The 19489-nt window shown below is 73.2% G+C and carries 16 protein-coding genes; 3 read left to right on the top strand and 13 right to left on the bottom strand.

The genetic code is table 11. From position 1 onward, the window contains the following. Nucleotides 1-25: 25 nt before the first annotated feature. On the bottom strand, nt 26-2047 hold the full coding sequence (locus ACOTKD_RS22540; protein ID WP_424890804.1) for an FAD-dependent oxidoreductase: 2022 nt from the start codon (nt 2045-2047) through the stop codon (nt 26-28). Between the two features lie 228 nt (nt 2048-2275). Between ACOTKD_RS22540 and ACOTKD_RS22535 the strand changes: the two genes are divergently transcribed. After that, nucleotides 2276-2947, top strand: a complete 672-nt coding sequence (locus ACOTKD_RS22535; RefSeq protein ID WP_424890803.1) for a hypothetical protein — start codon at nt 2276-2278, stop codon at nt 2945-2947. Nucleotides 2948-3025: 78 nt separating this feature from the next. Here ACOTKD_RS22535 and ACOTKD_RS22530 read toward each other — a convergent pair whose 3' ends face one another. From ACOTKD_RS22530 to ACOTKD_RS22515, 4 genes are all read right to left on the bottom strand, one after another. Then, nucleotides 3026-4237 (bottom strand): cytochrome P450, encoded by a 1212-nt coding sequence (locus ACOTKD_RS22530; RefSeq protein WP_424890802.1) that lies wholly within the window; start codon nt 4235-4237, stop codon nt 3026-3028. Between the two features lie 41 nt (nt 4238-4278). After that, nucleotides 4279-5565, bottom strand: coding sequence for a cytochrome P450 family protein (locus ACOTKD_RS22525; protein ID WP_424890801.1), 1287 nt, complete (start codon nt 5563-5565; stop codon nt 4279-4281). 1 nt (nt 5566) lies between these two features. After that, complete coding sequence (locus ACOTKD_RS22520) at nt 5567-8743, bottom strand: non-ribosomal peptide synthetase (protein ID WP_424890800.1); 3177 nt, start codon at nt 8741-8743, stop codon at nt 5567-5569. Between the two features lie 97 nt (nt 8744-8840). Further along, nucleotides 8841-9305, bottom strand: a complete 465-nt coding sequence (locus tag ACOTKD_RS22515; protein ID WP_424890799.1) for a pyridoxamine 5'-phosphate oxidase family protein — start codon at nt 9303-9305, stop codon at nt 8841-8843. Nucleotides 9306-9692: 387 nt separating this feature from the next. On the opposite strand from ACOTKD_RS22515, the gene ACOTKD_RS22510 reads away from it, so the two are divergent. Beyond that, nucleotides 9693-11705: an APC family permease gene (locus ACOTKD_RS22510; RefSeq protein ID WP_424891058.1), complete on the top strand. Its 2013-nt coding sequence runs from the start codon at nt 9693-9695 to the stop codon at nt 11703-11705. Between the two features lie 249 nt (nt 11706-11954). On the opposite strand, the gene ACOTKD_RS22505 is transcribed toward ACOTKD_RS22510, so the two are convergent. The 8 genes from ACOTKD_RS22505 to ACOTKD_RS22470 form a co-directional block, all read right to left on the bottom strand. Then, complete coding sequence (locus tag ACOTKD_RS22505) at nt 11955-13124, bottom strand: sensor histidine kinase (RefSeq protein WP_424890798.1); 1170 nt, start codon at nt 13122-13124, stop codon at nt 11955-11957. Continuing rightward, on the bottom strand, nt 13121-13819 hold the full coding sequence (locus tag ACOTKD_RS22500) for a response regulator (RefSeq protein WP_424890797.1): 699 nt from the start codon (nt 13817-13819) through the stop codon (nt 13121-13123). The genes ACOTKD_RS22505 and ACOTKD_RS22500 overlap by 4 nt, the downstream gene beginning before the upstream one ends. Nucleotides 13820-14033: 214 nt before the next feature. Next, the gene (locus ACOTKD_RS22495; RefSeq protein WP_424890796.1) at nt 14034-14834 is read right to left on the bottom strand and encodes a hypothetical protein; all 801 of its coding nucleotides are present in this window, start codon (nt 14832-14834) and stop codon (nt 14034-14036) included. Then, entirely contained in the window at nt 14831-15718 is an 888-nt protein-coding gene (locus ACOTKD_RS22490; RefSeq protein ID WP_424890795.1) for an ABC transporter ATP-binding protein, read from the bottom strand. Before ACOTKD_RS22490 ends, ACOTKD_RS22495 begins: the two co-directional genes overlap by 4 nt. A 65-nt stretch (nt 15719-15783) precedes the next feature. After that, a complete protein-coding gene (locus tag ACOTKD_RS22485; RefSeq protein ID WP_302866185.1) occupies nt 15784-15915 on the bottom strand; it encodes a hypothetical protein in 132 nt (43 codons plus the stop codon). Next, on the bottom strand, nt 15912-16898 hold the full coding sequence (locus ACOTKD_RS22480; RefSeq protein WP_424890794.1) for a sporulation-delaying protein SdpB family protein: 987 nt from the start codon (nt 16896-16898) through the stop codon (nt 15912-15914). Before ACOTKD_RS22480 ends, ACOTKD_RS22485 begins: the two co-directional genes overlap by 4 nt. Further along, nucleotides 16891-17520, bottom strand: a complete 630-nt coding sequence (locus ACOTKD_RS22475; RefSeq protein ID WP_424890793.1) for an SdpA family antimicrobial peptide system protein — start codon at nt 17518-17520, stop codon at nt 16891-16893. The genes ACOTKD_RS22480 and ACOTKD_RS22475 overlap by 8 nt, the downstream gene beginning before the upstream one ends. Nucleotides 17521-17522: 2 nt before the next feature. Beyond that, the gene (locus ACOTKD_RS22470) at nt 17523-18146 is read right to left on the bottom strand and encodes a hypothetical protein (protein WP_424890792.1); all 624 of its coding nucleotides are present in this window, start codon (nt 18144-18146) and stop codon (nt 17523-17525) included. Nucleotides 18147-18364: 218 nt separating this feature from the next. Here ACOTKD_RS22470 and ACOTKD_RS22465 point away from each other — a divergent pair, with 218 nt between their 5' ends. Continuing rightward, on the top strand, nt 18365-19489 hold the full coding sequence (locus ACOTKD_RS22465; RefSeq protein ID WP_424890791.1) for a PP2C family protein-serine/threonine phosphatase: 1125 nt from the start codon (nt 18365-18367) through the stop codon (nt 19487-19489).

Below are 19489 nucleotides of genomic sequence, written 5' to 3'. Positions count from 1 at the left end.
CCGGACGCGGGTGCGGGCCGTCGTCTCAGATCTCCGCGGCCAGCTCCGTCCCCTGGCGCACGGCCCGCTTGGCGTCGAGTTCGGCGGCGACGTCGGCGCCGCCGATGACGTGGACGGACCGCCCGGCCGCGCGCAGCTCCTCGTACAGCTCGCGGCGCGGCTCCTGGCCGGCGCACAGGACGACCGTGTCGACGGGCAGGACGGTGGACGTGCCGTCGACGGTGATGTGCAGGCCGGCGTCGTCGATGCGGTCGTAGGTGACGCCGGCGGTCATGGTGACGCCGCGGTGCTTGAGCTCGGTGCGGTGGATCCAGCCGGTGGTCTTGCCGAGTCCGGCACCGACCTTGGTGGCCTTGCGCTGGAGGAGGTGCACGGTGCGGGGCGGTGCGGGCCGGTCGGCCTCGCCGAGGCCGCCGGGCGTGCGGTAGCCGGTGTCCACGCCCCAGCGGCGGAAGTAGGTCTCCGGGTCGAGGCTCGCGCCGTCGCCGCTGTCGGTGAGGTACGCGGCGACGTCGAAGCCGATGCCGCCGGCGCCGACGACGGCGACGCGCCGGCCGGCCTCGGCCCCGTCGCGCAGGACGTCGAGGTAGCCGAGCACGCTGGGGTGGCCGGTGCCGGGGATGTCGGGTGTGCGGGGGGTGACGCCGGTGGCGAGGACGATCTCGTCGTACGCGGCGGCCGTGAGGTCGGCGGCGGTGACGGGGGTGGACAGGCGGACGTCGACGCCGTGGAGGGAGAGCTGCGTGCGGTAGTAGCGCAGGGTCTCCTCGAACTCCTCCTTGCCGGGGACGCGCTTGGCGACGTTGAGCTGGCCGCCGATCTCGGGGGCCGCGTCGTAGAGCGTGACGGCGTGGCCGCGCTCGGCGGCGGACACGGCGAAGGCGAGGCCCGCGGGGCCCGCGCCGACGACGCCGATGCGCTTGCGGCGGCGGGTGGGGGCGAGGACGAGCTCGGTCTCGTGGCAGGCGCGCGGGTTGACCAGGCAGGACGTGATCCTGCCGCTGAAGGTGTGGTCGAGGCAGGCCTGGTTGCAGCCGATGCAGGTGTTGATCTCGTCGGCCCGGCCGGCGCCCGCCTTGGCGACGAAGTCGGGGTCGGCGAGGAAGGGCCGGGCCAGGGAGACCAGGTCGGCGTGGCCCTCGGCGAGGAGCCGCTCGGCGAGCTCGGGGGTGTTGATGCGGTTGGTGGTGACCAGGGGGACGGACACGGAGCCCATGAGCTTCTTCGTCACCCAGGCGTACGCGCCGCGCGGCACGGACGTGGCGATGGTCGGGATCCGGGCCTCGTGCCAGCCGATGCCGGTGTTGATGATCGTGGCGCCGGCGGCCTCGATCTCCTTGGCGAGGGTGATCACTTCGGCCAGGGAGGAGCCTCCGGGCACGAGGTCGAGCATCGACAGGCGGTAGATCAGGATGAAGCCGGGGCCGAGGCGCTCTCGGGTGCGGCGGACGATCTCCAGGGGGAAGCGGATCCGGTTCTCGTACGGGCCTCCCCAGCGGTCGGTGCGCCGGTTGGTCGCGGCCGCGACGAACTCGTTGATCAGGTAGCCCTCGGAGCCCATGATCTCGACGCCGTCGTACCCGGCGTCCCGGGCGAGCTCCGCGGTCCGCACGAAGTCCTCGATGGTCTCCTCGACCTCGTCGCCGGTGAGGGCGTGCGGGACGTACGGGCTGATGGGCGCCTGGATCGCGCTGGGGGCGACGAGAGCGTCGTGGTGCGCGTACCGCCCGAAGTGGAGGATCTGCAGGGCGATCCGGCCGCCCTCGCGGTGGACGGCGGCGGTCACGGCCTTGTGCTCCTCGGCCTCGGCCGCGGTGGTCAGCTTGGCGCCGCCCGCCCAGGGGCGGCCCCGCTCGTTGGGGGCGATGCCGCCGGTGACGATCAGCCCGGCGCCGCCGCGGGCGCGGGCCGCGTAGAACGCGGCCATCCGCACGAAGCCGTGCTCGGCCTCCTCCAGCCCGACGTGCATCGATCCCATGATCACGCGGTTGGGAAGGGTGGTGAACCCGAGGTCGAGGGGGCTCATGAGGTGCGGATACGGGCTCATCGGGGGCCTTTCTCACGGTGCGGTCGTACCAGTTCTAGAGCCCCCGGGCCGTTTTTGCAACCAGTTGCATAAGGTCCTGCACCGTTTCTAGATCAACTACAACTTTGCCATTCCTTGGTGTTGTTGACCCAATCCATGCACGAGCCTCAAGATCACCCCCCGGAATCACTGGTTCCGCCACATGGAACCAGTGCTTCCCTCACGTGAGTTGAGAGGCAGGAGATCACGTTGAACAAGCAGGCACTGCGCAACGGCGCCAGATTCGCGGCTCTTTCGGCGGCCGCACTCGGGCTGACGGCGGCCATGGCCGCCCCGGCCGCCGCCGACGACCAGCCCACGCGCAAGCAGCTCATAGCCGACTGCGCGTCCGGCGAGGGGAAGTGCAGCTTCAACGACCCCGTGCTCGGCAAGGCGTTCCTCGGCGAGTTCCGCCAGGTGTCCAACTCGCTCTACAACTGCAGCAGCTCGGACGCCACGCAGTCGATGGGCTGGTCCGACTCGGTCGGGTCGACGGACTCCGTCGGCGTCTCCGTCACGGCCGGCGGCAAGATCGCGGGCATCGTGGACGTGAGCGTCACCGCGAACTACGGCCACACCTGGTCGAGCAACCACGAAGAGAACAGCTCGCTGAACATGACGGTGAAGCCCGGCGAGGTCGGCTGGATCTCCCGCGCCCAGGTGATGCAGACCGTCACGGGCACGTGGCAGACCCACTACGACAGCCCGAAGTGGGGCCACTACTACTGGTACGTGCCGGACACCATCACCGGCCCGGCCGCCAACGGCACGGACGGCAAGAGCAACGCGGTGGTCGTCAAGTCCCGCAAGATGACCGCGGAGGAGAAGGCGTCCTGTTCCGCCGGCAGCAAGTCGGGCCGGGCGTTCGTCGCCAAGCGCTGACGCGCTCCCTTGTGACCCCGTGACCCGTGACCCCGTGCGGCGGCGGAGTGCTCCCGCCGCCGCACGGGGCGTCCCGGATCACCAGGTGACGGGCATCCCCGCGGGCCTGATGGCCATGCGGTTGGGCACCCACGGGACCTCGTCCGCCGGCACCGCGAGGCGCAGGCCCGGCAGGTGCTCCAGCAGGGTCCGGAACGCCGTCTCGGACTGGCGGCGGACCAGGTGCGCGCCCGGGCAGTGGTGCCGCCCGTAGCCGAACCGCAGGTGCGGGTTGGGCGAGCGGTCGGGGTCGAAGTCCCCGGCGTCCTCGAAGGCGCCGGGGTCGAAGTTGACGGCGTCGAGGGAGAGCAGGATCAGGTCGCCCTCCTTGACGGCCGCCGTGCCGAGCCGGTCGTCCTGCGTGACGAAGCGCGGGATGGCGTTGCCCAGGACGACGCTGCAGCGCAGCAGTTCCTCGACGCACCGGGGCATGAGCTCCGGCCGGGCGCGCAGGGTGTCCATGAGCTCCGGGCGCCGCAGGAGGTTGAGGGCCGCGACGCCGAGGAAGCTCGCGAAGTCCTCGTAGCCGGTGACCCAGAGCATGGCCGCGATGTTGGAGAACTGCTTCTCGTCGAGCGCCTGCTGCCGGCCGTCGAGCTCCTCGCGGTCGTTGAGGTCGGCGAGGCGGTCCAGGAGGCCGCGGGGCCCGGCCGGGCGGGCGGCGGTGTAGTCCTGCATGTAGGCGCGGATCTCCTCCCAGTTCCGGGCGAGCTCCTCGTCGGTGGCGGTCTTCATGGTCAGGTCGAGGTCGGCGCGGACGGCCAGCCAGTGGCGGTCCTCGAAGGGCAGGCCCAGCAGGCGGCACATGCACTGCGCGGCGACCCATTCGGCGAAGTGGTGCTGGAGGTCGCCGGGGGCGCCCTCGCGGACCATGGCGTCCAGGCCCTGGACGGTGATCCCGGCGACCCAGTCGGCCGGCAGGTCGGGCTGCTTGCGGCTGAGCGCCTTCAGGACCTCGTCGCGCAGCCCGGCGCGCTGCAGGTGGTTCATGGCGTCCAGCAGCTCGGGCGCGAGGATCGGGGCGTCCTGGGTCGGACCGCCGGGGGCGCCCAGCACCGACCGGGCGAACTTGCGCTCCCGCAGCACCTGCTGGGCGAGCTCGTAGCCGGTGACCAGCCAGGCCTCGCCGCCCGCGTTCGTACGGACCTTGGCGACGGGGCACCGGCTCTGGAGGTCGTGGAGTTCGGGGGCGAGCCGGTCGCCCCGGTCGCTGAAGGGGTAGTGGGGAAGGGCCTGTTCGGGTGCGGACACGGTGCGCGAGACCTTTCGGGGGTTCCGGGGAGTGGGCGGGGTCACCAGCGGACCGGCAGCCGGGCCGGGGCGCGCAGCGGCGTGGACTCGTCCCAGGGCAGGGAGCCCGCAGGCTCGGCGAGCTCCAGGTCCGGCAGCTTCTCCAGCAGCACGCGCAGGGCGACGGACAGCTGGAGCCGGGTGAGGTGGGCCCCGGTGCAGTAGTGGGGCCCGTAGCCGAACGCGGTGTGCGCGTTGGGCGAGCGGGTCAGGTCGAGCCGGTCGGGGTCGGGGAACGCCTCCGGGTCGCGGTTGGCGGAAGCGATCACCGGGAGGACCGCGTCGCCGGCGCGGATCCGCTGCCCGTGCAGGGTGAAGTCCTCCAGGGCCACGAGGACGTTGATGGCGTTCATCAGCGGGACGTGCCGCAGCAGTTCCTCCACCGCGGTGTCGGTGCCGTCCGGGTCGTCGCGCAGCCGGCGGAGCTGGTCGGGGTGGGTGAGCAGCGCCAGCAGGGCGTTCGCGGTGTGCTGGATGTTGGTCTTGTAGCCGGCCATGAGCATGGTGACGACGAAGCTGACGACGTCGTCGCGGGTCAGGTCGCCGCCCTCCCGGCGGCTCTCGGCGAGGAGGAGGCTCACGTAGTCCCCCTCGTCCGGCCCGCCGGCCTCCTTCTCCTTGCGGTCGATCAGGCCGGACGCGTAGTCCTGGAGGGCGTACAGCGCCGCGAGGATCTCGTCCATGGGCAGGCCGGCGGCGCTGAGCAGGGTGAGGGTGTGCGGCAGGTAGAGGTCGCGGTCCTCGTGCGGCAGGCCGACGGTCTCGCACAGCACCCGCAGCGGCAGGGGCTCGGTGAAGGACGCCACCAGGTCGCCCGTCCGGTCGCGGGAGCCGCGCACCATGGTGTCGATCAGCTCCTCCGCCACGGCCCGGATCCGCGGGGCCATGAACTCCAGCTGGCGGCGGGTGAAGAGCGGGGAGACGGCGCGGCGGACGCGGGTGTGGTGCTCGCCGGTCATCTCCAGGAAGGTGGGCAGGCACGGCGGCGGGGCGTCGGCGTCCTCGCGGGGCGGCCAGGCGGAGAGCAGGGGGCGGGTGAGCCGGGGGTCGGCGAAGGCTGCGCGCACGTCCTCGTGGCGGCTGATGAGCCAGCCGGTCTCGCCGTTGGGCATGAGCGCCTTGACGACGGGCCGCTCGGTGCGCAGGCGCGCGTAGGCGCAGGGCGGGCCGGGGTCGGCGGGGTCGAAGGCCGGGACGGGGATGGGGGTGCCGCCGGCATCCGGCGTGGGCGTGCCGGTGGCGCCCGGTGTGGTGCTGCCGGTGGCGCCCGTTTCTTCCATGGCCGTCATGTCACGCCTCCTCGGCGGCCGCGCTCGCGGGCCGGGCGATGTAGCCGGAGGTGAAGAAGTACTCCAGGTAGCGGTCGAGGAGGGCGGCGTCGACCGGCGGGCACTCCAGCCCGCTGCCGGCCAGCGCCTCCTCGGCGTTGCGCCGCCCCAGGGCCGGGAAGACGCCGTTGAGGTACATCTCCTTCACGGAGATGTCGGCCTTGTTGCTCCGGTCGACGCACAGGGAGACGAACGGGGCCGTGGGGCTGGTGGGGTTGCGGGCGACGTGGCGGACGAGTTCGCCGACCCACTGCCCGTACGGCAGCGTCCGCAGTGCGAAGCCGGCCGCCCGCATGCGGTCGAGGACGTCGGCCAGCGTGGCCGGGCGGGGGTTGGTGACGTGGTGGACCCGCCCCGTGGCCGGGCGCCGCGTGGCGATGTGGACCACGGCCTCGGCGAGGTGGTCCACGGGCACGAAGTCCATCGGGAGGTCGATGTCGGGCGCGAGGCCCGTCTCGGCGATGGTCTTGAACAGCGAGCAGATGGCCGTCTCGGTGTTGCAGGCGCCGTGCTCCCGGTCGCCGGTGACCTCGTACGGCCGGTACACGGCCGTCGGCAGGCCCTGCTCCGCCGCGCTGCGCAGTACCCCTTCGGCCACCCACTTGCTCTCCGCGTAGCCCATGGTGAGCCCGTCGGCGTGGTCCAGCGGCAGGTCCTCGTCGACCGTGCGCACGCCGGCCGTGCCGAAGCCGGCGACGACGGCGACGGTCGACAGGAAGTGGACGGGGACGCGCCGGGGCGCGGCGAGCCGGACGATCTCGCGGGTGCCGTCGACGTTGGCCGGGCGCAGGGCCTCGTACGGGTAGAGGAAGTTGACGCGGGCGGCGTTGTGGACGATCAGGTCCAGGGAGCGCGACAGCTCGGCGGCGTGTCCGGGGGCCAGCCCGAGGCCGGGGGCGGCCAGGTCGGCGGGGAAGCACCGTACGCGCTGCCAGGCCGCGGCGTCCGGGCGGAGGCCGTAGCGCAGGAGGCCAGCCTTCACGCGCCGCTCGGCGTGCGCGGGGCTCGACGCCCGGACGGGGCAGTGGACGAGGGCGGTGGTGGCGCGCAGCAGCCGGTCGAGGAGGAAGGCGCCGACGAAGCCGGTGGCGCCGGTGAGCAGCACGTGCTCCGGCCGGCCGGGGCGGGGTGCGGGGCCTTCGGCGGGCGGGAGGACGAAGCCGAGCTCGGCCTCGCGGCGGAAGTCCACGGCGGGGACGGCCTGGTGCGCGGCGCCGGTGCGCGCCTCGCGGACGGCTTCGGCGAAGCCCGCCAGCGTGGGCGCGGCCAGCAGGGCCCTGACCAGGGTGGAGCCGAGTCCCGCGTCGAGGTGGAGCACGGCCAGGGTGCGGGTGACGGCTTCGGCGGCCAGGAGGGAGTCGCCGCCGAGGGCGAAGAAGTCGTCGTCGGGCGCGGGGCGGACGCGCAGCACGAGCTGCCACACCTCGGCGAGGGCGTCGAGCAGGCCGGCGACGCCGGGGTCGGTGGGCGCCTGTGTGCCGTCAGGGGTTTCGGCGGCGACGGGGGACGCGGCCGTGTCCGCCGCCAGCCGGCCGCGGTCGACCTTGCCGCCGCTCGTCACGGGGAAGGACTCCCGGGGCACGAGCGCGGGGACGGCCTGGGCGGGCAGCCACTGCGCGCAGTACGCGCGCAGCGCGGGGAGCGGTACGGCCCGGCCGGGTTCCGCCGGGGTCACATAGGCGGTCAGGGTGCCCGCCTCGATCTCGACGGCGGCTTCGCCGACGTCGGGGTGGGTGCGCAGCCGGGCCTCGACCTCGTCGAGTTCGATGCGGTGGCCGCGCAGCTTCACCTGGCGGTCCAGCCGGCCGCGGTACTCCAGGGTGCCGTCGGCGGTCCGTACGGCCCGGTCGCCCGTGCGGTACAGCAGGCCGTGGGGCTCGGCGGCGGGCACGCGGACGAACCGTGCGGCGGTCAGCTCCGGGTCCCCCGGGTAGCCGAGGGCCAGGCCGTCCCCGCCGACGTACAGCTCGCCCTCCTCTCCCGGCGCCGCGGCGGAGCCGTCGGGGCGCAGGACGTGGCAGGTGGAGGCGCCGAAGGGGCGGCCTATGGGGACGCCGGCGGCGTCGGCGGGCAGGGTGCGCAGGATGTGGGCCGTGGAGACCACGGAGTTCTCGGTGGGGCCGTAGAAGTTGACGACCGTGGTGTCGGGGCAGGCCTCCAGGACGGCGCGGGCGAGGGCGGGGTCCATGGCCTCGCCGCCGGCCGAGACGAAGCGGAGCCGCTTGAGCGCGCGGGGCCGGTTCCGCGCGACGAGGTGGAAGACGCTGGTGGTCAGGTAGGCCACGGTGACGCCGTGGGCGTGGAAGACCTCCTCCAGCGCCGCGGGGGACAGCAGTTCCTCGCGGTCGGCGAGGACGAGGCAGGCGCCGGTGAGGAGCGCTCCCCATATTTCTATGGTGGAGGCGTCGGAGGATATCCCGTAGGCGTGCAGGACGCCGTCGCCGGGGCCGGGCGGCGGCAGTTCGGGCTCGGAGAGCACCAGGCGGACCACGCCGCGGTGCGGTATCGCCACGGGCTTGGGCCGGCCGGTGGACCCGGACGTGAACATCACGTAGGCGCAGTCGGTCGCGGTGGCGGTCGCAGTGGCGGTCGCGTTCGCAGGGACGGGAGCTGCCGCGAAGGGCGCGCCCGGGGCTGCTCCGGCGGGCGCGGGCGCGGGCTCGGTTTCCGTGCCCACGGCCCCCGCGGTCGCGGTTTGCGTGCTCACGGCGTCGACCTCGATCCAGGTCAGCAGCCCGCGGATGCGCCGGCCGCTGCCGGGGAGGACGGCGGCCGCGCGCAGTCCGGCGTCCTCGGCCATGGCCCGCAGCCGGGCCGGCGGGAGCTCCTCGTCGAGCGGCACGTAGGCGCAGCCGGCCTTGAGGATGCCGAGGAAGGCGACGAGCGCCTCCAGGGAGCGGCTGCCGCACACGCCCACCGGCGACCCGGACTCGATGCCGTGGGCGAGCAGGCGCGCGGCGAAGGCGTCGGACCGGGCGGCGAGCTGACCGTAGGTCAGGGTGCGGTCGTGGTGCCGGGCCGCGAGGTCGTGCGGCCGCCGCGCCGCCTGTGCCGTGAACAGTCCGGCGAGGGTGCGCTCCCTGGGATAGCCGTGCGGGGTAAGGGGAGCGGGGTGCGCCGGGGCATGCAGGTCTGCCATGAGTACGTGCTCGCTTCCGAAAGGGACGGGCCCGAAAGGGATGGGCCCGAAAGGGACAGGGGTTCGGTTGCTTCCGGTCCGTCAGGTCTCATGGCTCTCACCCGTCCCGGTCGATCCGGTCGGCCTCGGAGAACTCGGCGGCGAACGCGGCGAAGTTGGCGGTGCGCCAGCGCTGCGGGCGCATCCGGAAGGTGATGTCGTCGGCGAGCTGGCCGGCGGTGGACTTCAGATAGGCGCGGGCTTCCTCGGGATCGAGGTAGCGGTGGGCTATGGCATCGCGCTCGGCCGGGTCCACGGGGTCGTCGACCGCGGTGACCGGGCCCTCCACGCTCACGTACCGGTAGGGCGGGTTCTCGTCCTGGACGCAGAGGCTGAACCGCCCCGCCGCGCGCAGCAGCCGCGCTTTGACGGTCTCCCGGCCGGTCTGCACGATGACGTCGCCGCCGGGCTCGTAGCGGTACCAGACGGGCACGAGCAGCGGCGCGCGGCCGTCGCCGTCGGCGACGCCCAGCACGCCCACGTGGAGGCCGGCAAGGAAACGTTCGCGTTCTTCTCCGGGCATCGCAGGCACCATGAAGGGCTCCCAGTGTCGGTGGATCAAGGCCGGATCTCTCAATGGAACAAGCGCATGACAATGCGGTCGGTGTGACCCGTGTGGCCGGAGGTCCGCACGTCGGCCCGCGACCGCACAGGCCCGCACACATTCCCCCGGACGGACGCACAGGAACACACACCTCCGCAGCCCGTCTACGCGCGGATACCTGTATCTCACCCGCGGCGGGGCGCCCGGCAGGTGGCAAACCGGCCATGAACGAAATCGAGCCGGAACCGGTTCCCCGGCCGGTGGGTCCCGGCGTTGCGCACCGCCGGACATTCCGGGCATACGACATACGCTCGCCCTGTGATCAATGTGACGGGTCTGCTCAAACGGCTGGCGATCGGCCGGGCCATGCGCAGCGAGGAACTGCACGAGACGCTGCTCCCCAAGCGGCTGGCCCTGCCGATCTTCGCCTCCGACCCGCTGTCGTCGGTGGCCTACGCCACGCAGGAGATCCTGCTGGTCCTCACGCTCGGCGGGCTCGCGTACCTGCACTTCACACCGTGGATCGCCGCCGCCGTGGTGGCGCTGATGGCCGTGGTCGTCCTCTCGTACCGCCAGGTGGTGCACGCCTATCCGAGCGGAGGCGGCTCGTACGAGGTGGTCTCGTCCAACCTCGGCGCCTCGGCCGGCCTGGTCGTCGCCGCCTCCCTGCTGGTCGACTACGTGATGACCGTCGCGGTGTCGGTCGCCTCGGGCGTGGACAACATCATCTCGGCGCTGCCCGGTCTGGCCGAACACCGCGTGGGCCTGGCGATCGGCTTCGTCGCCCTGCTGACCGGCGTGAACCTGCGCGGCCTGCGCGAGTCCGGCCGCGCCTTCGCCGCCCCCACCTACCTCTTCATCGCCGGCGTGCTGATCATGGTGGGTACGGGCCTGCTGCGCTACCTGCTCGGCCGGCCACCCGTGGCCGAGAGCGCGGGCTACGGGATCACGGGCGACCCCGCGGACACCGGACTGGCGGGATTCGCACTGGTCATGCTCTGCCTGCGGGCCTTCTCCAGCGGCTGTACGGCGCTGACGGGCGTGGAGGCGATCTCCAACGGCGTACCGGCCTTCCGCAAGCCCAAGTCGAAGAACGCGGCCACGACGATGGCGGTGATGGGCGCCATCGCGGTGGCGATGTTCGTCGGCGTGACCACGCTCGCGCTGGTCGCCAAGGTGCACATCACGGACGACTCCTGCCGGCTCACCGGCCTCGCGGGCGACTGCGGCTCGCACACCCAGCGCACCGTCATCGCCCAGCTGGCCTCGGCCGTCTTCGGCGGCGAGTCGAGCTTCGGCTTCTACTTCGTCCAGGCCGCGACCGCACTGGTCCTGATCCTCGCGGCCAACACGGCCTTCAACGGCTTCCCGCTGCTCGCCGACATCCTCGCCCAGCACCGCTACCTGCCGCGGCAGCTGCACAACCGCGGCGACCGGCTGGCCTTCTCCAACGGCATCATCGCCCTGGCCCTGGCGGCCGGTCTGCTGCTGTGGTTCTACAAGGCCGACGTCACCAGCCTCATCCACCTCTACATCCTCGGCGTCTTCACCTCCTTCACCCTCTCCCAGACGGGCATGGTGCGGCACTGGAACCGCGAGCTGCGCGACGAGGACGCGGCCCCGGAGATGCGGCGGCGTGGGCAAGTGGCCCGGGTCATCAACGCCCTCGGAGCCGTGGTCACCGGGCTGGTGCTGGTGATCGTGCTGGCCACGAAGTTCACCCAGGGCGCGTGGCTGGCGGTGGTCGCCGCCGTGCTGCTGTGGCTGATGATGCGGAGCATCCGGCGGCACTACGACGCGACCGCGGCCGAGCTCGCGTCCACCGATCCACGGGCCGAACTCGTCCGGCCCTCCCGGGTCCTGGTCATCGTCCTGGTCTCCACGCTCCACAAGCCGACCCTGCGGGCCCTGGCCTACGCGCGCGCCTTCAAACCGGACCAGCTGGAGGCGCTCACCGTCGCCGTCGACCGCGAGGAGACCGCCTCGCTGGAACGGCAGTGGCACGAACTCGACATCGACGTCCCGCTGAAGGTGATCGACTCCCCGTACCGCGAGATCACGCGCCCGGTCGTGGAGTACATCCGCTCCATCCGCCGCTCCAGCCCGCGCGAGGTGGTGGGCGTCTTCATCCCCGAGTACGTGGTGGGCCGCTGGTGGGAGCACCTGCTGCACAACCAGTCCGCCCTGTGGCTCAAGAGCCGCCTGCTGTTCACCCCCGGCGTGATGGTGACCAGCGTCCCCTGGCAGCTCACGTCCTCGGCCAGGGCCGACCACCCGGCGGCGCGGGCGCCGGGCTCGGTACGGCGGGGCGAGCCGCTGGGCGGCCGGGCGCCGTCCCCACCGGCGGAAACCGGGCGCGGGGGCGAGCCGGAGGGCTGACACCGCTCCCCCGGCGGCCGAGCCGGAAGCCACCTGCCCCGCCGCCACGGCGACCAGCCGGAACGGGCCTGCCCGGCGGTGCCGGACGGGCCCGGGGCATGGGCCGGAGGCGTGACCCGCAACGGCGCGCTGCGCCGGAACGCACCCCGCGACGCGCAGGCGCAACACACCTGCCCGCCGGTGCCGGACCGGCCCGGGCCCGCTCGCCCGGCGAACCCTGCCGCGTCACCTCACGAACCGCCCGCGCCGCTAACGCGTCCCGATCAGGGTTTCACCCGGCGCCGGGAACGCCGCCCGGACCAGATAGCCGCCCGGCACGGGACCCGCCGCCAGGTCACCGCCCAGCAGGCGGGCCCGTTCGCGCAGGCCCGCCAGCCCGTGGCCCCCCGCCGGTTCACCGGTGCCGGCCGCGAGCCCGCTGCGGACCTCCACCACCAGGCAGGTGTCGTCGTCCACCGACTCGACCCGCACCTCGACGGGCCGTCCGGGATCGCCGTGCCGCAGGACGTTGGTGAGGGCTTCCTGAACGGTGCGGTACGCGGCCAGCTCCACGGCCGCGGGCCACCGGACCCGCTCGCCCGGAACGACGACGGTCCGCGCCGCGAGCCCGCTGCGGCCTACCAGCGCCTTGATGTCGGCCAGCCGGCGCGCCGAGGGCGCGGCGTCGTCCGCCCGCGGCCTTCTGAGCACGCCGACGGTGTGCCGCACCTCGTCCAGGGCCCGCACGCTCAGCTCGCGGATGAGGTCGGCCTCCTTCCGCACCTCCGGATCGCCGCTGCTGTGCGCGAGCGCCGCCGCCCGCACGGCGATCAGGCTCATCTCGTGGCCGACGACGTCGTGCATCTCGCGGGCCAGCGCGGCCCGTTCGCGCGCCGCCACCGCCGTGCGCTCGGCCGCCCGCTCCCGGTCCCGGGACCGCGCGAGCTCCACCAGCTGCTCCGCGATGCGCCGCCGGGAGCGCATCAGCCGGCCGAGCACCACGGGGCCCGCCCCCACCAGGGCGGCGTAGACCTCCACCCTGAGCCAGTCGGCCGTGTCGGGGAACGGGCTTCCGAAGAAGGCCCGGTCCAGCAGGACCCCGCCCGCGACACACAGGCCGCAGAGCGCGGCCGTCGCTTCGGACGTCTCCAGGGCCACCCGCACCAGCGCGATCATGGACGCGAGCCACATGCCGCCGGCCGCCAGGGCCGGGAGCGTGAGGAGCAGGACCGGTACCGGCCATCTGCGGCGCCACGGCAGGGACAGCAGGGCGAGGAGTGCGACGGCGAGCGTGCCCGGTTCCGCCGTACGGGTGCCCAGCCTCATCGCCTGATCGCTGCCCGCCAGGGCGAGCAGCGCGCCCTCCACCAGCCAGGCCGGCGGCCGGATCCGGCTCAGGGCCCGGGCCGCCGCGTCCGTGAGCTCCGTCCCACCGCTCACGACGGGTGCGGGGCGAGGCCCTCGGTGGTGCCCGTGAGGCCCGACTGCCAGGCGATGACCGCGGCGCGGACCCGGTTGTCGGTGCCGAGCTTGGCCAGCACGGTGCTCACGTGCTCCTTGACCGTGCCGGGGCTGAGGTACAGCTCCGAGGCGATCTCGCGGTTGGACAGGCCGTCGCCCAGCAGGGCCAGCACCTCGCGCTCGCGCGGGGTCAGCTGGGCCACCCGGTCACCCGGGTCCGCCGGCGGCCGGACGGGGGCGGGGCTGCTGCCCTCCATCGAGGACGCGTAGCCGTCGACGACGGCGCGGGCGACGGACGGGGACAGGGCGCTGCCCCCGGCCGCGGCCGCCCGGACCGCCCACACCAGGTAGGCGGGGTCGCTGTCCTTGAGCAGGAATCCGTCCGCGCCCGCCCGCAGGGCCCGGGCCACGTACGCGTCGGTGTCGAAGGACGTCAGCATCAGTACGGCGGGGGCTCCCTGGCGTGACTTCAGGTCCCCGAGGACGGCGAGGCCGTCGCGGTCGGGCATCCGGATGTCGAGCAGGACGACGTCCGGGGCGCTGCCGGCGACCGCCTGCGGCACGTCGGTCGCCGTGCACTCCCCCACCACGGCGATCCCGTCCGCCGCGTCCAGCACCATCCGCAGCCCCGCCCGGAACAGTTCCTCGTCATCGACGATCAGAACCCGTATCAAATGCGGTCCCCTCCCCCGTGATCTCCGTCCGAGGATATCCCTCGGCCCCGGGGGCCGGCCCGGTGTTACCGGCGGGTCAGCCGGGGGCCGGCGGGGAGGTCGACCGGGGGCAGGCCGGCTGGTCAGCCAGGGGCAGGCCGGCTGGTCGGCCAGGGGCGGGCCGGCTGGTCGGCCAGGGGCAGGCCGACTGGTCAGCGAGAGGCGGACCGACTGGTCATTCGAGGAGCCGATCGGCCTTGAAGACGAGCGGAACGGCGACGAGCAGAGCGGTCGCCAGCGTCAGCGACCCGCCCGCGTACCACGCCGTGACCTGGGTGTACTTCCCCGGCGCCAGTGCCACCGCCAGCGTGGCGCCCAGGGTGGGCAGCAGCCCCACGGCGCGCACGAGACCGCCGTTGAGGCCCGCGGTGGCGCGCAGTCCGGCCGGGTAGAGGAAGGCGGTGAAGACCGTCACCGAGGCGGCCCACAGCATGGACCCGGCCGGCACCAGGACGCCCAGCAGGACGTAGCCGGTGGTGAGGTGCACGTGGCCGCCGCCCGCGGTGAGCACCGCCCAGGCCGGGCCGGTGAACGCCGCGACGAGCGTGAGCCAGGCGAGCAGCGCCGCGGCCAGGGCGGTGCCGGTGTAGGCGAGGAAGACCGCGCGGAGCCGGAGGGGCGTGGCGAGCAGGGCTTCCATGACGCCGCTGGTGAGGTCCCCCGCGATGACGGCGCGGCTGATGGAGAGCGTGATGAGGGCCGCCGCCACGCCCAGCAGGCCGGGTGCCGACAGGAGGGCCGCGCCGAGGGCCGCGCCGGTGGCGCCGTGGAGGCCGGTCACCGTGGCGAGGTCGCTGGAGGCCGTGGAGACGTCGCCGTGGATGCCCTCGGGGTAGACCCGGGGCAGGACCAGCAGCAGGACGACGAGCGCGAGTCCGGCACCGAGCGGGACGAGGGTGATGTGCCTGCCCTGGTGCCGCCAGGTGCGGGACGCCAGGGCCCGGGCGAGCGGCCCGGCTTGTACGGCCGTGTTCATGCCGCACCACCCAGGAGCCGCTGGATGGCGGTTTCGGTGTCGGGCCGTACCGGGCGGATGTCCGAGACCGTGACGCCCTCGTGGACGAGCCCGGCGACGAGGGCGCCGATCGTCGCGCCGGGCTCCACCTCGACCGGGGTCCAGCCGTCGTCCCGGGTGGCGGTGGTGGCGGGTTCACGGCGCACTTCGTAGCCGGGGCTGCCGTCGGATCCGGGCTTCAGGCGGGTGATGGCGCCGTCCTTGAGGACGAGGATGCCGGAGGCGAGCGTGAGCGCCTCGGGCACGCTGTGGGTGGAGTAGAGGACGGTGCGGTCCGCGGCCCAGCCCCGCACGAGCTCCCGGGTGGCCGCGGCGCTGACCGGGTCGAGGCCGGTGAGCGGCTCGTCGAGGAGCAGCACCTGAGGGTCGGTCAGCAGCAGCCGTGCGAGGTCGGCCCGCTGGAGCTGGCCCCTGCTGAGGCGGGCGGTGCGGCGGCCGAGGAGCGCGGTGATGTCGAAACGCCCGGCGGCGTCGGCGACGCGCCGGGCGCGCTCGCCCCGGGGCAGGCCCTGGACAGTGGCCCAGAAGTCCAGGTTGTCCCGGACGGTGAGCTGGGGGGCGAGCGCGGCACGGTGCGAGAGCAGGCCGATGCGGCGTTTGGCGGCAGGGTCCTCGGCGAGGTCCGCGCCGCCGACGCGGACGCGTCCGCTCAGGGGCGGCAGGATGCCCGCGAGGGTGCGCATCAGGGTGGTCTTGCCGGCTCCGTTGCGGCCCAGGAGGACGTGGACGCCCCGGGTGAGGGTCAGGTCGAGGGAGGCGGTCACGGGCCTCCGGCGGTATCCGGCGACGACGTGTTCCAAGTGCACGTCACTGTCGCTGCACTCCGGGTGTACGTCACTACTCACTCGTACGTCACCGCTCGCTCGTACGTCACCGCTCGCTCGTGCATCACTACTCACTCGTGCGTCCCTCACGCGTCGCCGTACAGCTCGCGGCGCTGAGCCGGTGTCAGCCGCGTCTCGTCGGTGCGGCGCAGCAGCGATACGTGGCGGCCGGGCCGGCACCAACCGAGCCTGCGCGGACCGAGCTTGACGGTCGTCACCGAGACGCCATGGACCCAGGTGCCCCAGTGGACGTGGCCTTTGGAGCATTCGATGATCGTGTCTGCTGCCATGGGCGGAGCTCCTTGCGTAGTGGGGGGACTCGCGGTGCGGCGGGAGGGGTCCGGTCGGGAGCGGCGGCGACCGCGGCGCATCCGATCATGATGAGGCTGAAGCTCCACAGCCCGATGGTCGCGATGATGCTCGCGTGCAGGACCACGTCGAGGACGAAGGCGGCCTTCCGCAGCCGCTCCGGCCCCACCAGGAACGCTGCGATCACCAGCTCGATGACGATCCCTCCCCAGGTGAGCAGTCCGAGCGTAAGGCCGTGCCCGGACAGCCAGCGCGCCGGGCCCTCGAAAGGCGGGGCCGCCCCGAAGATGGGATCCCGCAGGATGTAGTACTCGGCCGACCCGTTGAGCCAGTCCGGCACGCCGAACTTGCTGACGCCGCTCTGCACGTAGAGGATCACGAGCTGGACGCGGAGCGCCCAGACCGCGGCGAAGGCGGTGCCACGCGCGGTGGGCCCGATCGGTGTGCTCGGCCGCTGCCAGTGCCAGCGCCGGTCGTCGGCGATGCCCATGGGGATGAGCAGGAGACCGGCGATGCGGGCGATGGCCTCGCCGCCGTCGGGCAGGGCGATGCTGACGCCGATCGAGTACAGCAGCCAGGCGTGGATCCACACCGTCCAGCGCGGACGGTAGCCGCTGGCGACGACGGCCAGCAGGACGACCATGATCCAGCGTCGCCACTCCTGGCTGACCGCGTCGCCGCCGACGCAGTAGGCCGAGACCGCCAGGGCCTTCTGGCAGTGGGGGTACGGGGATTCGTTGAGGAGCGGGTGGAGCAGGGCGGCCGTGGGGGTGAGCGCCAGGGTGATCAGGTGGGCCGTGGCGATGAGGGTGCGGCCCCAGCCGAACCAGGTGGTGCGGGGGTCGAAGCGGCTCAGGGCCCTGTCCAGGGCGGAGGCGGGCCGGTCAGCCATGGCAGGTGATCCTCAGGTGCACGGTGCGGGTGATGTGCGACGTGTCGGGCGAGAGGTCCCGGTAGGCCCAGGGCACGGGGCGCTCGTTGGTCATGACGACGTCGCCGCAGAGGCTCGGCAGCGGGGACGCGTTGGTCACGTCCTGGGCCGGCCGTGCCGCCGCTTCGCGCACGCACGCGTCGTTGGCGTCCTGGCACGGCTCCCAGTCGCGCACCTGGGCGTTGAGGAGAGCCTCTTCGGGGCCCTGGGCCCGCTGCCGGCGGGTCAGGCCGAAGAGGTTGGACGCCCGCCCCTGCGGGGTCATCGACAGGTTGCGCGGCGCTTCGCCGCCGTCCGGCCGGTAGGCGCCCATCTGCTCGCTCTGCGGCGACTTGGTGAAGAAGGCCCAGCCCTGCGGCACGAACGCCGAGGAGTAGAACTTGGCGGTCGGCGCCCAGGACGGGGTGGTGACGTTGTTGGGCAGGGCGAAGTAGACCGAGGCCGCGATGACGGCGAGCATCGCGGCGAAGGTCCTGGTGAAGGCAGCCCGCTGCCGGGCCGCGTCGTCCGCGGCCCGGCAGTCGGTCTCCTTCGAGGAACCGTCCCTGACGGAATCGTCCTTGGAGGAGTCGTGCTGGGGCATGGTCAGAGGGCGCGCGCCACCGAGGCGGCCATGGCCTGCTTGGTGAACTGCGAGGTGTCGTCCGCGGAGCGGTAGGCCACCACGAAGACCACGCCGACCTCGGCGACGGCCGCGACGGTCGTCGCGACGGTGCCCGTCTGCACGACGGCCTGCTGGGTCTTGAACCACCAGGAGCCCAGCGCCACGGCGTCGGCGCGGTTGCCCTTGCCGTTGCTGACCGCCTGGACGTCGGCGGACAGGGTGGTGAGGGCCTTCTCGACCTTGTACGGGTTGCCGCTCTGCACGTTCTGCGTCACGGCCTGGTGGAAGGCCGGGTCGGTCGTGCGCAGCGCGGAGGTCAGGCTCGCCACGCGGGCGGCGTCCACCTTCTGCTGGGGTATACCGAACTTCTTGAGGACCTCGGGGTGTTCCTGGGCCGCGCGGCCGGAACCGAGGGTGAACAGGCCGACGATCTCCTCGTCGGTGTACTTGGTGTGCTGCGCGGCCGCGGCCGCGCCCTTCTTCGCGGGCTCCGACGCGGCCTGGGCGGCCGGGGCGAGCGTGCCCAGGACCGCCGCGGCGGTCGCAGCGCCGACGACGGCGGTGGCGGTGCGCCGGAGCGCCTTGCTCTTCATGTTGATGTCCACGACTCGATCTTGTCCGGGGGCAGTTGGCCGGACAACTGCCATCCGGCAGGGTGCCGAGTGGGAGGCGGGGGGGCGAGGAACCGCACGACTTCCCACACAAGGCATCGCACATTCATGCGAACCCCGGCCCTCGCCATTCGGGTGACACACCCCCCGGGTGGGGTATACCCCACCCCAAAAAGGTCATATGTCCATGATGTCCAGATACGATATGCAGCATGGTCAAGCCCGGACAGCCGCGACCCCGTCGCTCCCAGGGCCGGTGGTCCCCAGTTCAGCTGTCACCGGTGATCCTGACCGTGGTCATCGCCAGCCTGGCGTACGCCACTCCCCCGGACATGGCCTTCAGCCGCATCCTGCCCGCGGCCCCCGCCCTCGCCGCCGCCATGTGGCCCGTGCTCCCCACCGTGCTGCTGGGAACCGTCTGCTTCCTGCTCATGATCGGCCTCAGCCTGGTCTTCCCCGGGCTGGGGGCCTGGTACACGGTGGCGGGCATCGTCGCCGTCACCGTGGCCGCCGCGTACGGAAGCCACGTCCGCCTCCAGCGCGAGCAGTCCCTCTTCCAGGTCAGACTCGTCGCCGACGCGGCACAGCAGGTCGTCCTGAGCCCGATGCCGCGCCGCTTCGGCGCCATCGAGATCGAGTCGCTGTACCTCGCGGCCGCGGCCGAGGCCCGCATCGGCGGCGACTTCTACGAGGTGGCCGACACACGGCACGGCGTCCGCCTGCTCATCGGCGACGTACGGGGCAAGGGCCTGCCCGCCGTCGGGACGGCCGCGGCGGTGGTCAACTCCTTCCGCGAGGCGGCCTACGACGAACCCGACCTGGCCGGCATCGCCCGCCGCCTGGAAGCCAGCAGCACCCGCTACAACGCCGCGTTCCCCCCGGACGACCTGGCGGAACGCTTCTCCACCGCCGTCCTCGTCGAGATCCCGCACGAGGACAGCAGCAGCATCATCAGGATCCTCAACTGCGGACACCCCCCGCCACTCCTCCTGAACCGCGAGGGCCTCCGCGTCCTGAGCCCCACCGACCCCGCGCCGCTGCTCAACCTCGCGGGCCTGATCGGCGATTGCTACAGCACCGACACCTTCACCTTCGCTCCCGACGACCAGCTACTCCTCTACACCGACGGCGTCACCGAGGCCCGCGACCGCAACGGCGACTTCTTCCCCCTGGCCGACTGGATGAGCCACCAGACCCCGCAACGCCCGCGCGAACTCCTCGACGGCCTCCACCGCGACCTGCTCACCCACAGCAGCGGGGGCCTCGACGACGACATCGCGGCACTGGCGGTGCGCTTCCACCCGGCCCCGGACAACGGAAAGGCCGTCCTCTCATAA

The sequence above is a fragment of the Streptomyces sp. XH2 genome, assembly GCF_049725035.1.
GTDB lineage: Bacteria > Actinomycetota > Actinomycetes > Streptomycetales > Streptomycetaceae > Streptomyces > Streptomyces roseoverticillatus.
This window is presented reverse-complemented; position numbering and strand designations above follow the sequence as displayed.